Origin of the sequence: Pseudomonas sp. 18175 (assembly GCF_050432925.1) — a bacterium.
Taxonomy (GTDB): domain Bacteria; phylum Pseudomonadota; class Gammaproteobacteria; order Pseudomonadales; family Pseudomonadaceae; genus Aquipseudomonas.
The window spans coordinates 32,726-48,355 of the sequence record NZ_JBKFTO010000037.1 but is presented as its reverse complement, the minus strand read 5'-3'; the positions used below and the strand labels follow the sequence as shown (position 1 = coordinate 48,355).

Sequence of the window (15,630 nt, the reverse complement as noted above, 5' to 3'; positions counted from 1 at the left end):
GGTTAGCCGTCCTGGGCCATGGATGGCCCATGACGGCGGCCCACGGATTCAAGCCTGCGTTCGGGCATGCCGAGCCTAGGCGAGGCACCGAGTGGTGGGGCAAGAGCCCTTTTGGTTACTTTTGGGGCTCTTTTCCAAAAGTGACCCGCCGTAAGGGCGGAACCATAAGCCGCCGTTACCCAAATAACGGATATGTACTCAGACCCCCCCATCACGAACAACCCCAATCTCAATTCACGCTAGTCTGGAAAATGCAATTCCCTGATCACCCAATAAATAAATATTAAAAAACCTGATTATTAGCATATGACTACAAAGCCTTTTACAGACGTTTCTTAGACGAATACCTTCCAGTACAGACAAGACCCGACCCCTCGCATGGTGGAGGTGAACACTCACTCAACCCAACTGCGAGGCGCCTACTGTATGAGCCATTCCACGCTGTTCCCCCAAACCATCTACACCTTGCCCTACGACAACAACCGCCTGGCCCTGGGCGCCGTGCCCAAACACGATGACCCCTTGCAAGAGCGCCTGGACCGTAAGCAAAAACTCGCCGCCGCCTATCGCCTGTTCGGTCGCCTGGGTTATGAGGTGGGCGTAGCGGGGCACTTCACCGCCCGTGACCCGATCCACCCCGAGCAATACTGGATCAACCCCCTCGGCGTGCCGTTCTCGCAAATCACCGTCTCCCACCTGCTGCGGGTCGACAGCCACGGCCAAGTGGTCGAGGGCGAAGGCCTGCTCAACACCAGTGCCCTGGAACTGCACCATGACCTGCAACAGGCGCGGCCGGAGGTGGTGGGCATCGCCCATTTGCACGGTTTTCATGGCCGGGTGTGGTCGTCGTTGGGCCGCTTGTTCGACCCCATCACCGCCGAGTCCGGCGCGTTCCTTGATGACCAAGTGATCTTCCCGCGCCACGCCCTGCGTACCGCCAGCGGCGCCCTGGAGCAAGATCGCAAAATCGTCGCCCAGGCCTTTGTCGAAACCTTCGCCCAGAACAACCTGCTGGTGTGGCAGAACCACGGCCTGTGGGTCACCGGCCAGACGGTGGAAAGCGCCGCCTGGCGTTTCATCCTCGCTGAAGACACCGCCCGTGTGCACCTGCTGGCGCACTCGGCCGGGGCGCCGCTGATTCCGGCGCCGGATGCGCTGGAAGGCGGTGTCGACAAGGCGCGCCACGAGTTCTTTGCCTGGCTCAACTTCCTGCCGCTGTGGGACCAGATCCGCACTGAAGAACCCGACCTGTTCAACTGAGGCACCCACCATGCACAGTCTTTCCCGACGGCAATTGCTGCTCGCCGGCGGCGTTCTCGTGGCCGGCTCCCTACTCGGAGCCCAGGCGCCAGAGCCGCTGCGGGTGTGGCGCTACAAGGGCACCGCCGCGTCGTTCCTCGCCGATGCCGGCCAGGCGGATACGCCGTACCCGGTGGAGTGGGTGGATGTCAGTGGCGGCAACCTGGTACTCGAAGCCTTGCGCAGCGGCCATCTGGACTACGCGTTCATGAGCGAAATCCCGCCGATTTTCGCCTCGATTGCCCAACTGCCGATTGCGCTGGTGGCGGTCTATCAGGGCGACAGGAACGACACCAGCCTGGTGGTGAAAAAGGACAGTGGCATCCGCACGGTCGCGGACCTCAAGGGCAAGACCATCAGCTATGTGCGCGCCACCAATACCCACTATTTCGTGTTGAACATGCTCGCGCAAAACGGCCTGTCCCTGGCTGATGTGACGGCGGTGCCGCTGCCGATGCAAGACGCGCTGACGGCCTTTCGCAACGGCCATGTGGACGCCATCGCCACCGGCGGCATCAGCGCGTTGCAGGCCACCAGCCTGATGGACGGCGAGCTGCTGGCGGATGTCAGCCGCTACTACTCCGGCAATTACGTGATTGCGACCACGCAACAGGTATTGGCCGACCCTCAACGCCGCAGCCAGGTAGGCGATTTTTTGCGGCGTGAGCAAGCCACCTGGGCCTGGGTCAATGCCCATCCCGAACGCTGGGCCGAGCGCAGTGAAGCGCTGACCGGCATCGACCGCGGGTTGTACCTGCGCCAGTTCCAGCAGCGCAGCCGCCCCGGCCGCCTGGTGGGCATCGATGCCGACACCATCCGTTCCCAGCAGCAGGTGGCCGACCTGTTCTACCAAAACCATTTGATCAGCCAGAGCGTCGATGCAACGCCGCTGTGGCGCGACGACTTCAACCCTATTCTGAACAGTTGACCTGCCATGAAACTCACTGCCTACCGTTCCACCTTGCAACTTGCGCCGCTGATGTTCGCTGGTTTCTCTATGCTGCCGGCCTATGCCGCGACCACCGATGACACCCTCGACACGGTGATCGTCACCGGCTCCCGGGGCAGCGAAGCGCGCACCGTCACCAGCAGCCCGGCGCCCATCGATGTGATCAGCGCCCAGCAACTGGAAAAAACCGGCGACAGCAGCCTGCGGGCGGCGTTGCAGAAAACCCTGCCGTCGTTTTCCCAGCGCCCGTCCGGCTCGTCCAACGACAGCATCGCCCGGCCCTACAGCCTGCGCGGCCTCAACGGTTCCAACGTGCTGGTGCTGGTCAACGGCAAGCGCCGCCACAACAGCGCGGTGATCAACCTCGATTCCACGGCGGCCTACGGCACCAACCCGGTGGACCTGGACATGATCCCGGTGAGCGCCATCGACCATATCGAAGTGCTGCGCGACGGTGCCTCGGCCCAGTACGGTTCGGATGCGATTGCCGGGGTGATCAATATCATCCTCAAGCAGAACGACCATGGCGGCTCGGCCAGCACCTCCTATGGCGAATACACCAAGGGCGACGGCGGCATCATTCGGCAAACCCTGAACAGCGGTTTTGCCTTGCCCAACGACGGCTTCTTCAATTTGTCCCTGGATGCCAAGTCCCAGCAGACCGCTGTACGTGCGCGGGACGCGACGGGTTCGTTCTACTACCGCCAGCCCGACGGCTCCGCCGACCCGCGAGAGGCCAACGACAAGGACGTGCAGAAAAACGGCCTGCCGAAAATCAAGGCGATCAACGTCGCCTACAACGCCGAACTGCCCCTGGACGATGTGACCCTGTACTCGTTCTCGACCCTCAGCAACCGCGACGCTCGGGGCGGGCAGAACTACCGCAGGCCCAACTCCACCAACATCATCCCGTCGATCTACCCGGACGGCACCGCGCCGTTCTACACCCTGCGCGAAACCGACTACCAAGTGGCCGCCGGCGGCAAGGGCAAGGTGGCCGAGTGGAACTGGGATTTAAGCTCCACCTTCGGCCGCGACAAGGGCGTGGCCGGTGCCGACGAGACCCTCAACGCCTCGCTGGGTCCGTCGAGCCCGACCCACTTCACCACCTACACCAACTACTTCGACCAGTGGACCAACAACCTCGACCTCACCCGCGCCTTCGACGTGGGCCTGAGCAAACCGCTGCAAATATCCGGCGGCCTTGAGCATCGGCATGAGCGCTACAAGACCGAGTCCGGCAACCCGCTGTCGTACATCAATGGCGGCTATATCTACCCCAGCGGCCCGTTGGCCGGGCAGCCTGGCGCCGTGGGCGCCCAGGGCGCGATTACCCTGACCCCGGAAGACGAAGGCCAGGCCAGCCGCAACAGCTACGCCAGCTATGTGGACGTGGGCGTCAACCCCACGGAAAAACTCTACGTCGGCGTGGCCGGGCGCTTTGAGCATTACGATGACGATTCCGGCAACACCCGCAGCGGCAAGCTCTCACTGCGCTACGACCTCACCCCGGAATTCGCCCTGCGCGGCACCCTGAGCAACGGCTTCCGTGCGCCGTCGCTGTCCCAGTCGGTGTATGCGCAAACCGCCAACCAGTACACCTCGGTCAATGGCGTGGCGCAGTTTGTCGAGGCCAAGTCGGTGCGGGTGGATTCGGTGCTGGGCCAGGCCCTGGGGGCCGAGGCGCTCAAGCCGGAGAAGTCGCGCAATATCAGCGTCGGGTTTGCCTGGAAGCCGCTGCCGGAAGCCAACGTGACCCTGGACGCCTACCAGATCGAGATCCGCGACCGCATCGCCCAGACCGGCTTTTTGTATGGCACCGGGGTTGACCAGATTCTGCAAGCCAACGGCTACCGGCCTGGCTATCGAGTGAAGTACTTCACCAACGCCGCCGACACCACCACCCGTGGCATCGATCTGGTCACCGACTACCGCGTCGATTACGGCGCCCTTGGCACGGTCAAATACGGGGTGGCCGCCAACTACAACAAAACCACCATCGACAGTATCAAGTCCACGCCAGCCTCGCTCACCTCGGCAGGCAGCAACCTGGTGCTGTTCGACCGCGTCGCTCAGGGTTACCTGACCGTGGCCAACCCCAAGACCAAGCTGATCCTCAGCGCCAACTGGAAGGTCGACAACTTCGACGTCAACGCCGGCCTCACGCGCTACGACAAGGTCATCGCCCGCGACGCCAACCCCGCCTACGACGTGACCTACGGCGCTAAATGGCTGACCGATCTTGAGGTGGCCTACAACTTCAGCAAAAACCTCAACCTGGCGGTGGGCGGCAACAACATCCTCAACGTGCGCGCCGACAACAACGCCTTCCCCCAAGGCGACGTCAACGGTTTTCCGAAGTTCGGCAGCATCTCGCCGTTCGATCCCTACGGCGCGTTCTGGTACACCCGCGCCACCTACACCTTCTGATGAGGACTGCGACATGAGCCAACAAGACCGCCAAATCCTGCTCGGCGCCTTCATCCCCAGTGCCGGCATCATGGGCTCGGCGTGGCGCCATCCGAGCGCGGCCAAGGACTCGTTCAGCGACTTCGGGCACTACCGCTGGATCGCCGAAAAGCTCGAAGCGGCGCGCTTTCATGCGCTGTTTTTCAACGACTCGGTCAACGTCGATCTCGACCCGCTGGCCCTGGCGCGCGGCCCCAACAGCGTGCGCTGGGACCCGCTGGTGTTGCTGCCGGCGCTGGCCTTGGCCACGCGACATATCGGCTTGATCGCCACCGCCAGCACCACCTACAACGAGCCGTATAACATTGCGCGCAAGTTCGCCAATATCGACCACCTGAGCGGCGGCCGAGTGGGCTGGAATTTGGTCACGTCGTTGGGCGGCGGCGAGAACTTCAACCGCGACGACCACATCCAGCACGCCGACCGCTACGAGCGTGCCGAGGAGTTCTACGACGTGGTCACCGGCCTGTGGGACAGCTGGGCCGACGATGCATTTATCCAGGACAAAGCCAGCGGGCAATGGCTGGACACCGACAAACTGCATGTGCTCAACCACCACGGCAAACACTTCCAGGTGCAAGGCCCGCTCAATGCCTCGCGCCCGGTGCAGGGCTATCCGGTGATTGCCCAGGCCGGTTCTTCCGATGCCGGTCGGCGATTGGCGGCGCGCGCCGGGGAGTTGATTTTCACCGCCCAGCATACGGTGGAGCAGGGCCTGGCGTTCTACCAGGAGATCAAGCAAACCGCCGCCGCGTTGGGGCGCAACCCCGAACACCTCAAAGTGCTGCCGGGGGTGTCCACGGTGATCGGCCGCACCCAGGCCGAAGCCCAGGCCAAATACGACCAGCTGCAGGAGCTGCAAGACCCCAAGGCCTTCCTCAGTTCCATCTCGCGCTTTACCAGCCTGGGTTTTGATCTGTCGGAGTTGCCGTTTGATTCCCTGGTGCCGCTGCCACCGGAGCACTTCGACACCAACACCCACAAGAGCCGGCAGAAACTGGTATTCGACCTGATCCGCCGCGAACGCCCCACGGTGCGCGAGCTGTTCAACAAACTCACCGCCGGTGGGCATCGCATCCTGATCGGCACGCCGCAAAGCGTGGCGGATGACTTCCAGGAATGGTTCGAAAGCGGCGCGGCCGATGGCTTCAATGTGATGTTTTCCGGGCTGCACCAGGGCGTGGCGGATTTTGCCGAGGGCGTGGTGCCCGAGTTGCAGCGCCGAGGGCTGTTCCGCACCGAATATCAGGGCCAGACCCTGCGGGAAAACCTGGGTTTGCCATTTATTGCCAACCGGCATCAGGGAGCGCGTGCATGAAGCAGCTTTCAGTCGCGTTGCTGGCGTTGCTCCTGGCGGCGTGCGGCGGGCCGTCCGAGCAAGCGCCTCAGGCAGATACCAGCCAACCCCTGAGCGGCGGTACCTTGCGCGTGGCCTTGGACGGCGACCCGCAATGCGTCGACCCACAGCAGGCGGGGAACAACACGGCGTTGAACGTGGGGCGCCAAGTGGTGGATTCGTTGACCGATCAAGACCCAGTCACCGGTGAAATCGTGCCGTGGCTGGCCGAGCGCTGGGACGTGGACGCCGACTCGCGGCGCTTCACCTTTGTGCTGCGCCAGGGCGCCACCTTCAGCGATGGCGCGGCGGTGGACTCGGCGGCGGTCAAGGCCAACCTGGAAGGCATCGTGGCCCTGGGCGCGCGTTCGATCCTGGGGTCAACCTACCTGGCAGGCCTGCAAAGCATCGATACGCCGGACACCCACACCGTGGTGGTGGCGTTCAAGCAACCCAACGCGCAATTCCTGCAAGCCACCTCCACCATGACCTTGGGCCTGTTGTCACCGGCCAACCTGGCGCTGCCTTCGGCGGATCGTTGCCAGGGCCAGTTGGTGGGCTCGGGGCCGTTTGTGCTCAAGTCGTTCGTGCATAACCAGAAGGTTTCCCTGGTACGCCGTGACGATTACGCCTGGGGTTCATCCCTGGCAGCGCACAAGGGCAAGGCGTGGTTGGACGGCATCGAGTTTTTGATCATCCCCGAATCCGGTGTGCGCCTGGGCAGCCTGGCCTCTGGGCAGATCGAGGTGAACACCAGCGTGGCGCCTCAGGATGAACCGAGCATCGAGGGCCAGGGCCTGGTGTTGTTGACCCGCGCCAACCCCGGTGTGGTGTTCAACCTGGCGCTGAACGAATCGACGCCTTTGTTCGCCGATATCAAGGTGCGCCAGGCGTTGAGCAAGGCGATTGATCGCGCCGAGTTGCAGCGCATTATTTCGCGCTATCAGAAACCGGCCACTGCGCTGCTCGCCACCAGTACGCCGCTGTACCGGGACTTTTCCACGCTGTTGGCGTATGACCCGGACGGCGCACGCAAACTGCTGGACGAAGCCGGTTGGCAGGTGGGCGCCGATGGGGTGCGGGTCAAGGACGGCAAGCGGTTGTCGTTTCGTCTGGACTACTGGCAGCAGACGCCGATCCTGGAACTGGTGCAGCAGCAATGGAAGGCCGTTGGCGTGGACTTTCAGCTGAATAAATCCACCATCAGCCAGGTCACGGCGCTCCAGGCGGCAGGGGATTTCAGTGTGCGCTTCCTCAACCTGACCCGCGCCGACCCGGATGTGTTGCGCACGGTGTATTACGCCCAGGGCTACAACATCAACCAGCGTCAACCGGGGGAGGTGGACCGGCTGTTGCGTGAGTCCTCCGAAACCCTCGACACCGCCAAGCGCCAAGTACTGATCGACCAGGCCAGCGAGTTGCTGTTGCGCGACGGCCACGCGATTGCCCTGGTGGAACTGGCAACCGTGCTGGCCCACGGCAAAAACGTGCAGGGCCTGCATTACGAAGCGTCGTCGCGGTTGCAGTTCTTCGACACCTGGTTGCAGCCATGAAGGGCGCGGCGTTCTACCTGTTGGCCAGGGCCGGGCAGGCGTCGCTGGTGTTGTGGGCGGCGTTCAGTTTGTCGTTTGTGATCCTGTACGCGCTGCCCAGCGACCCGGTGAGCATCATGCTCAACCAGAGTGGCGAGCAGACCACCGTCAACCAGCAGCAAGTGGCCGAGCTGCGGGCGCACTACCACCTGGATGAGCCGCTGGCGGTGCAGTACGGCATTGCCCTGTGGCATGCGCTGCAACTGGATTTTGGCGATTCGATCCAGAGTGGCCAGTCGGTGTCGGCGTCGCTGGCCGAGGCGTTGCCGAAGACGGCGGCGTTGGCACTGCTGTCGCTGGCGGTGTCGCTGGTGTTGGGGGTGGGGTTGGCGTTGCTGGCCAGCCTGACCCGCCAGCGTTGGTTGCGGGATTTATTGCTGGGCTTGCCGGCGGTGGCGGTGTCGTTGCCGACGTTCTGGGTGGGGCTGTTGCTGTTGCAGTGGTTTTCGTTTGGCTGGCACCTGTTCCCGGCCATGGGCAATCAGGGCTTGGCCTCGTTGGTGTTGCCGACGCTGACCTTGGCGATTCCCACCAGCGCGGTGATCGCCCAGGTGTTGTCGCGTTCCCTGGCGGCCACCTCGCGCCTGCCCTTTGTCGATGCGCTGCGGGCCAAGGGCTTGAGCCCGTTGCGGGTATTGCTGAGCCATGTGCTGCATAACGCGGTGACCCCGATCTTGAGCCTGAGCGGGGTGATTGTCGGCTCGTTGCTGGCCGGCTCGGTGGTCACCGAAACCGTGTTCTCCCGCGAAGGCATTGGCCGCTTGGCCCAAGGCGCAGTGAGCAGCCAGGACATTCCGGTGGTGCAGGGCGTGGTGGTGTTGGCCGCGCTGATTTTTATCGGCGTCAACCTGCTGGTGGACCTGCTGTATCCGTTACTCGACCCCCGTATTCGCGCAGGTGCCCGATGAGCTTAGCCTTGACCGCCGTGTTGCCACGGCCGCGTTATTTCACCCTGCTGCGGCGGCGGCCGTTGTTGCCGCTGGGGGTGTTGGTGTTGTTGCTGGTGCTCGGTTGGGCGCTGTGGCCGCAGCTGTTTACCCATTTCGACCCGTTGCTCGGCGTGCCCGCCAACGCATTGCAAAGCCCTTCGATGGCCCATTGGTTTGGCACCGATCACCTCGGCCGCGACCTCTACAGCCGTACGGTGTACGGCGCTGGCTTGTCGTTGCGCGCAACCTTGTTGGCGGTGTTGATCGCCTTGTTCAGCGGCATTGTATTGGGCGTGCTGGCCGGGTTTTTCGGCGGCTGGGTGGATGCCGTATTGATGCGCTTGGTGGAAGTGCTGATGGCCATCCCCGCGCTGTTGCTGGCGATGGCGGTGATCACCGTGCTGGGGTTTGGCACGCTGAATATCGCGCTGGCGGTGGGCTTGTCGTCGGTAGCTACCTTCGCCCGGCTGGTGCGCGGTGAAGTGCTGCNGCTGTTGCTGGCGATGGCGGTGATCACCGTGCTGGGGTTTGGCACGCTGAATATCGCGCTGGCGGTGGGCTTGTCGTCGGTAGCTACCTTCGCCCGGCTGGTGCGCGGTGAAGTGCTGCGCTGGCGCGCCAGCACCTTTGTCGAAGCGGCGTCGGCCTGCGGCGTGGGGCCGTGGAGGATTATCGTGCGGCACATCCTGCCCCATGCCAGCGCGCCGGTGCTGGCGTTGGCGGCACTGGAATTTGGCAGCGCCGTGCTGTCGGTGTCGGCCTTGAGTTTTCTCGGCTTTGGCGCGCCGCCGCCGCAACCGGAATGGGGTTTGCTGGTGGCCGAGGGGCGCAATTACATGATTGCTGCGTGGTGGTACACCAGCCTGCCGGGCCTGGTGGTGGCAGCGGTGGTGGTATCGGCCAATCAACTGGCGCGGGCGTTGCAACAGGATCAAGGAAGCAATCGATGAGCGAGCAGTATTTGCTGGCGGTGCGTGACCTGCGCATCGCCTACCACGGCCGCGACGGGCGTACCGAAGGCGTGGCCGGGATTGATTTTCAACTCAAGGCCGGGGAGATCCTGGCGATTGTCGGCGAGTCCGGCTCGGGTAAATCCACCACCGCTGCGGCGCTGGTGGGCTTGCTGGCGGGCAATGCGACGATTGAGTCCGGCAGCATTCGTTTGGCCGGGCAAGAACTGACCACGGCCAGCGAGCGCCAGTGGCAGAGTATTCGCGGGCGCACCGTGGGCTTTGTACCCCAAGACCCGGCGTTGTCCCTGGACCCGGTCAAGCGCATCGGCCAGCAGTTGGTGGAGGCGCTGACCTTGCACGGCGTGCCCAAGGCCCTGGCGCGCCAACGCAGCCTGGCGTTGCTGCGGGAAGTCGGGCTGGTGGAGGCCGAGCGTGTGGCGCGGGGTTATCCCCATCAGTTGTCGGGCGGTATGCGCCAGCGCGTGCTGATCGCCATCGCCCTGGCCAACGACCCGCCGCTGGTGATCGCCGACGAACCCACCAGCGCTCTGGATGTGGGGGTGCAGCGCCAGATTCTCGACCGCCTGCAATCCCTGGCCCGCGAGCGCGGCACGGCGGTGTTGTTGATCACCCACGACCTGGGGGTGGCGCTGGACCGGGCGGATCGGTTGTTGGTGATGCACCAGGGCCGCATCGTCGAGACCGGCCCGGCCCGCCAGGTGTTCCAGGCACCGCAGCACGCCTACACGCGGCAACTGCTCGCAGCGGCGCCGAGCCTGTTGGTGCAACAGCGGCGCCAGGCTAGCGCGGTGCAGGCCGAGGCGACGCCACTGCTGACGGTGCAAGGCTTGAGCAAAGACTTCTCCACCTGGCGCCAGCCGGGGGCTTTGGCGGTGGATGCGGTGTCATTCCACCTGCCACGCCACGGCACCACCAGCCTGGTGGGCGAGTCGGGCTCGGGCAAATCCACCACGGCGCGTTTGATCCTGGGGCTGGAGCGGTTGGACAGCGGCAGTGTGCTGTTTGACGGGCAAGACATCAGCCGAGTGTCGCGGCGCGATTGGCTGGCGCTGCGGCGGCGGATCCAGGTGGTCTATCAGAATCCCTATGCGTCGCTGAACCCACGGTTGAGCCTGGAGCAAATCATCAGCGAGCCGTTGCAGGCGTTTGATATCGGCGACGTGGCATGGCGGCGACAGCGCGCGGCGACTTTGCTGGAGCAGGTTGAGTTACCGGCGCGGTTGCTGGGCAGCCGGCCAGTGGAATTATCTGGTGGGCAACGCCAGCGCGTCGCCATTGCACGGGCGTTGGCGTTGGAACCGCAGCTATTGGTGCTGGATGAACCGCTGTCGGCGCTGGATGCGTCGATCCAGGGGCAGATCTTGAAACTGCTGGCGGATTTGCAGGAACGCTTGGGGTTGAGCTACCTGTTCATCTCCCACGACTTGGCGGTGGTGCGGCAGATTTCTGATCACGTGGTGGTGATGCGCACGGGCAGGGTGGTGGAGCAGGGGGATTGCGAGCGGATTTTCACCGCGCCGACTAGTGAGTACACGCGCAGTCTGTTGGCGGATATTCCGGGGCGGTTGTTGGAGGCATGCTGTTAACACTGTAGGAGCGAGCTTGCTCGCGAAAAACGTCAACGATAACGCGTGAAACCTGGCTGAACGTGGTGTATTCGAGTTCTTCGCGAGCAAGCTCGCTCCTACAGTTTGATCCTCATACGTCAGGTGGATAGCAGCGGCATTGAGGGAGGCTCACCACCACTTCCATTTGCCCTGTTTTTTCAGGGTGGTGATGAGGGCTTCGCGTTTGTGGCGGACTTCAAACATCGTTCGACGCATTTCCCGTTGGCGTTTGCTGTTCAGGCACAGCATTCCGATTAATGGGCTCAGGAGAGCCAGGCTAAACAGGGCGCGGTCGGGGTTATAAGTGATCGTTGGGATAACAGTCAGAAAATAACTCACGAACACACCCGCCTGTAGCCAAACCCACTTGGAGTAACCGTAAAGTACTGCGCTCTGCGCGACGCCGAATAGTGTGCAGGCTACTGCGCTGCTAGTGAAAAACATCCCCGTTGCAAATTCATCAGAGGCATCGGCGAAGTAGGTTAGGTTCATCAACGTGCCTGCCGTGCCGATTGAAAAGCACATGGCTAAAACCCCGCCAAACAACGCGAGTCGGTGACGAATCCAAAGCGGGCGCAGATCAACGATGTAGGGGGAGGCGCGGCGGTTTTTCATTCGCTGAGCTCCTCGTAGATCCCGACAGCCAGTATTCGGGTATTTCCTGAGATTATGCTGCTGGTGAGGCCTAGCCCGGCTGCGGCAACATCTTTGAGGTGCATGTGTGTGATGGGTTTTATTTGTGTCGCTTGAAAGCGCTTAGACAAATCTCCAGCGGCTTGCTTGAGCTTTAGTAGTTTTGGCGTCATTCGCGGGTCTTGGATTCTAAGTAGTTCATCCGTCAATTTGGCCCGCTCTTGGCGGCTTAACCCACGGAGTACTTCTCGAAGTGGTTTTCCTGTAGCCCTATTGGATAGGTTGATCACTCTAACGGTGGTCAATGCCGACGTACCTACCCCCAGTAGAGAAACGCCGTCCAGGGCGATCATCATCCCTTCGTACCACGCGTTATTGTCCAGGTAATCATTTCTCCGTGGATCCCAAACTTCGTTTACGGTTTGATTGACACCTGCGGCGCACTGGAACAAACCGGCTACGACAGCGGCAGTACCTATGAATGAGACGACAACACTAGCGCCAGCAGTAAATGGCATCAGCGCTATACCGCTGTAAACAACATGCCAGCTCAAGAGCGCCCCAGCACAGGTCAAAGTCGTCTTCGACGCCTCCGCCACCCACCCCGACTCCCGCGGTTCCTGCTCCAGCATCCGGTGAAACTCCACCGCCCCCACAGCCCGTGGCGCCTCACGCAACACCACCTTGATCGGCTGCACCCTGCACACCGGCTGAAAATCACGCAGCGTCACCACGGCGAAATCCCCATCGATATACACCACCCCCGCACCAATCAGCGCCGGGTCGGCATCGATGGCGGCAAACAATCGGCGCAGGTCGATGCTGCTTTCAATGCGTTGGCGCGTGGTGCGATGGGCCGAGGGGAATCCGTCCTTGAACAGAGCGCTGGTCATTCCTTAACTCCTGGTTTTTGGGAGTCGAAAGAGTAAAGACGCCGTGACGCAGATGAGTGTCGGAAGTTTCGCTTTCTCAAGACAGGTACTTCCCGATCCCGCCTTGGCGACTTGTTGACACCGTGTCAGATCGGGAAAAGTTCGCCCCGCGTCACTTCCGATGCATACCAGGACAGGGAGCCAACATGGCCGTCGATATGTTTTTGAAACTGGGCGATATCAAGGGTGAGTCACGGGACCAGGCCCATCGCGATGAGATTGATATCACCGAGTGGGCTTGGGGGCTGGCGCAGACCGGTTCCATGCACAGTGGTGGCGGCGGCGGGGCGGGCAAGGTCAATGTGGCCAACCTGAACCTGACCAAACCGTTGGATAAATCCAGCCCCAACCTGATGATGGCCTGCGCCAGCGGCAAGCATTACCCCGAGGCGCGGTTGGTGGTGCGCAAGGCCGGCGGGGCTAGCCCCAATGCCAGTCAGTTAAGGGTTAGAAAGAGTAAAAGCTAACCTGTGGCGAGGGAGCTTGCTCCCGCTGGACTGCGCAGCAGTCCCATCTTTGGGGCCGCTACGCGGCCCAGCGGGAGCAAGCTCCCTCGCCACACTGACGGTGTTTGCCCTTAACTGACTGGCATTAGGGCTAGCCCGGTGGAGTACCTGGTGATCACCTTGAAGGAGGTGATGGTGGTGTCCTACGGCACCGGCGCGCAACCGGGCGCCGATGTACTGCACGAGAGTATTTCCCTGAACTTCGCCACCGTCGAAGTCAGCTACCAGCCGCAAAAAGCCGATGGCGCCAAGGACGGTGGGCCGGTGAAGTTTGGGTGGAATATTCGGCAGAACGTGAAGGTTTGAGGTTTGTTGATCGTTCTCATGCGTGTCATGGGAGCGAATAGCACTTTTCCAACAGCGCCCAGAGAATACGCTCGCAGTCTGCTGGCGGATATTCCGGGGCGGTTGTTGGATATGTGCGAGCGGGTAACGCGGAGTCTGTAGTGAGCGTGGCAAGCCCGCTCCCTACAGCAACTGCAACACCTGCTGCTTAGCCTGACGCTTGCGCTCAAACGGCAGTGTGTCGTCATCCCCATACGGCGCGCTGTACCAGTTGCCATAGGTGGGGTTGGGCAGCAGGAACCAGCGCTGGCCCAGCCAGTTCAGATAGGGTTCCACCGCTTTGCGCTGGTCGGCGAGGGTGTTGTGTTCGGCCTGCACGAAATCCCCCAGGGAGTCGCCTGCCATCAACAACACACGGGCATGGCTGGCGATCCACTGGCGGCGGCAGGTCTTGCCATAGCCTGCGCTTTCGCAGTGGCCAGTGGGGGTGCTGGCGGCCAGGATCTGCTCATCGCTCTGAAGGGGGAAACCGCGCAGGCGCAGGTTTCTAGCGGTGGCCGCGACCTGGCTGTGCTCGCGGTTGGTCACGTAGTAGACCTTGATGCCTTTGTGCGCCGCCGCTTGCAGGAAGGCCACCGCACCGGGCAGGGCCTGGGCCTTGGCTTGCTCGACCCAGGTGTTCCAGCGCTCAAAGGAGTAGATCTGGTTGTTGACCACATCGCGGGCATTGAGCGGCACGTTGTCCAGCACCGTCTCGTCGATATCCACCACCACCGCAGGCGGCAGGCCATTGAGGTTGCGCGGGGCGAAGGGCAGGGCGTCCCAGGTTGGATCGGCCAGGGCCACGTCCAGTTGGCGGGTGGCGTTGGCGAACACTTGGTGGTAGATCAACTCGTGCTCGATGGAGGTTTGGGTCCAAAGCACGGCGTCGAGTTGGTCGTTGGCCGGTGGGGTCTGTTGGCAGCCGGCGAGCAGGCACAGGCTGGCGATGATCAGGGTGCGCATCAAGGGGCAGTCTCGGGTCAGGGGTGCAGGGTGATGCCCAGTCTACTGATAAAGACGGTGGGAGAGTGCGCAGAGCGCGGCTTCGGGTTTATGGGTAATTCCCCGCGACCCCGCGCAAATGCTCCATCACCAAATCCCGAAACAACAACGCCTGCGGCGACAGCGGCTTGAAGCTGTTATGAATCACCGAAATATTCACCGCCGCCGCACTCTCAAACCGGCGTATCACCAACGGCAGCAAATTGCCCGAAACCGCCAGCGCATCCACCACCGCAATCTCTCCACTGGCCAGGCTGAACAGGCTGGCAATCAACCCCGAACGCACCTGCAAGCCAATGTTCAACTGCGCCAATACGTCGCCATACACCTTCTCCTCATTGATGCCATACAACTCCTGCAACGGCACCGAAATCAGCCGATGGCCGATCAAGTCCGTCGGGCTGATGGACTCAAGCGCCGCCAACGGATGGGAAGGCGCCATGATGCACACCAACGGACAGCTATAGCGCGCATGCACGGTGATGCTCGGGTGATCGACTTCAAACGTGGTGATGCCGATATCGACGATCTTTTCCGCCACCACATCGGTCAGTGCGCCAGGCAGCGGCAGGATCACTTTGACGCTCAGGTCCGGGCGTTCCTTGACGGTTTGCGCCAGGCTCTGAGGCACCACGGACATGCCCAGGCTCGGGGACGCGGCGATGTACAGGTTGCCCTTGGACGGGTTGGCCAGTTCGCTGGACAGCTCGCGCACCCGCTCCACGTTGCGCCACAGCCGCTCGACTTCCTCGTACAGCTCCCGCGCTTCGCTGGTGGGCACCAGCCGGCCCTTGACCAGTTCGAACAATTTGGGGCCACCACGCTGCTGGGTGTGGCTGAGCATTTTGCTCACGGCGGACTGGGAGATATGCAACAACTCGGCGGCGCCTGCGATGCTGCCGGTGAGCATGATGGAACGGAAGACTTCCATCTGGCGAAGATTCATAAGTTAGAACACTCGGGTATTGCCTGTTAATAAAACCGAGCACTTATAGCCTGATCTTTTATCCCGCTCAATCACTAAACCTGCTTCAACTAGACCGTGTTCTTTTAACCATATAACCGCAGTGCCACA

The 15,630-nt window shown here is 62.2% G+C and carries 12 protein-coding genes and 2 pseudogenes; 10 read left to right on the top strand and 4 right to left on the bottom strand.

What is annotated here, in order from left to right:
* The first annotated feature begins 426 nt into the window (after positions 1-426).
* The 8 genes from ACLD1Y_RS30380 (at position 427) to ACLD1Y_RS30345 (ending at position 11,134) form a co-directional block, all read left to right on the top strand.
* Positions 427-1,260: a class II aldolase/adducin family protein gene (locus tag ACLD1Y_RS30380; protein ID WP_429481340.1), complete on the top strand. Its 834-nt coding sequence runs from the start codon at positions 427-429 to the stop codon at positions 1,258-1,260.
* Between the two features lie 10 nt (positions 1,261-1,270).
* A complete protein-coding gene (locus tag ACLD1Y_RS30375; protein WP_429481339.1) occupies positions 1,271-2,227 on the top strand; it encodes an ABC transporter substrate-binding protein in 957 nt (318 codons plus the stop codon).
* Positions 2,228-2,233: 6 nt separating this feature from the next.
* Positions 2,234-4,678, top strand: a complete 2,445-nt coding sequence (locus ACLD1Y_RS30370) for a TonB-dependent receptor plug domain-containing protein (protein ID WP_429481338.1) — start codon at positions 2,234-2,236, stop codon at positions 4,676-4,678.
* A 13-nt stretch (positions 4,679-4,691) separates the two neighbouring features.
* Positions 4,692-6,035, top strand: coding sequence for an LLM class flavin-dependent oxidoreductase (locus tag ACLD1Y_RS30365; RefSeq protein WP_429481337.1), 1,344 nt, complete (start codon positions 4,692-4,694; stop codon positions 6,033-6,035).
* On the top strand, positions 6,032-7,606 hold the full coding sequence (locus tag ACLD1Y_RS30360) for an ABC transporter substrate-binding protein (RefSeq protein ID WP_429481336.1): 1,575 nt from the start codon (positions 6,032-6,034) through the stop codon (positions 7,604-7,606). Before ACLD1Y_RS30365 ends, ACLD1Y_RS30360 begins: the two co-directional genes overlap by 4 nt.
* Positions 7,603-8,553 carry an ABC transporter permease gene (locus ACLD1Y_RS30355; RefSeq protein WP_429481335.1) on the top strand — a complete coding sequence of 317 codons (951 nt, stop codon included), beginning with the start codon at positions 7,603-7,605 and terminating at the stop codon, positions 8,551-8,553. The genes ACLD1Y_RS30360 and ACLD1Y_RS30355 overlap by 4 nt, the downstream gene beginning before the upstream one ends.
* Entirely contained in the window at positions 8,550-9,524 is a 975-nt protein-coding gene (locus ACLD1Y_RS30350) for an ABC transporter permease (RefSeq protein WP_429481334.1), read from the top strand. Before ACLD1Y_RS30355 ends, ACLD1Y_RS30350 begins: the two co-directional genes overlap by 4 nt.
* Positions 9,521-11,134: a dipeptide ABC transporter ATP-binding protein gene (locus ACLD1Y_RS30345; protein WP_429481333.1), complete on the top strand. Its 1,614-nt coding sequence runs from the start codon at positions 9,521-9,523 to the stop codon at positions 11,132-11,134. Before ACLD1Y_RS30350 ends, ACLD1Y_RS30345 begins: the two co-directional genes overlap by 4 nt.
* 150 nt (positions 11,135-11,284) lie before the next feature.
* On the opposite strand, the gene ACLD1Y_RS30340 is transcribed toward ACLD1Y_RS30345, so the two are convergent.
* Together ACLD1Y_RS30340 and ACLD1Y_RS30335 are read right to left on the bottom strand one after the other, a co-directional pair.
* A complete protein-coding gene (locus ACLD1Y_RS30340) occupies positions 11,285-11,770 on the bottom strand; it encodes a hypothetical protein (protein ID WP_429481332.1) in 486 nt (161 codons plus the stop codon).
* On the bottom strand, positions 11,767-12,681 hold the full coding sequence (locus tag ACLD1Y_RS30335) for an NAD synthetase (protein WP_429481331.1): 915 nt from the start codon (positions 12,679-12,681) through the stop codon (positions 11,767-11,769). Before ACLD1Y_RS30335 ends, ACLD1Y_RS30340 begins: the two co-directional genes overlap by 4 nt.
* A gap of 185 nt (positions 12,682-12,866) precedes the next feature.
* Between ACLD1Y_RS30335 and ACLD1Y_RS30330 the strand changes: the two are divergent.
* Positions 12,867-13,145 (top strand): annotated as a pseudogene (locus tag ACLD1Y_RS30330) (Hcp family type VI secretion system effector); the annotation flags it as partial.
* Positions 13,146-13,316: 171 nt separating this feature from the next.
* A pseudogene (locus tag ACLD1Y_RS30325) lies at positions 13,317-13,532 on the top strand (type VI secretion system tube protein Hcp); the annotation flags it as partial.
* Between the two features lie 162 nt (positions 13,533-13,694).
* Here ACLD1Y_RS30325 and ACLD1Y_RS30320 read toward each other — a convergent pair.
* Both ACLD1Y_RS30320 and ACLD1Y_RS30315 read right to left on the bottom strand, forming a co-directional pair.
* The gene (locus tag ACLD1Y_RS30320; protein ID WP_429481330.1) at positions 13,695-14,516 is read right to left on the bottom strand and encodes a 5'-nucleotidase, lipoprotein e(P4) family; all 822 of its coding nucleotides are present in this window, start codon (positions 14,514-14,516) and stop codon (positions 13,695-13,697) included.
* Positions 14,517-14,604: 88 nt separating this feature from the next.
* Positions 14,605-15,501 (bottom strand): LysR family transcriptional regulator, encoded by an 897-nt coding sequence (locus ACLD1Y_RS30315; RefSeq protein ID WP_429481329.1) that lies wholly within the window; start codon positions 15,499-15,501, stop codon positions 14,605-14,607.
* Positions 15,502-15,630: the final 129 nt, after the last annotated feature.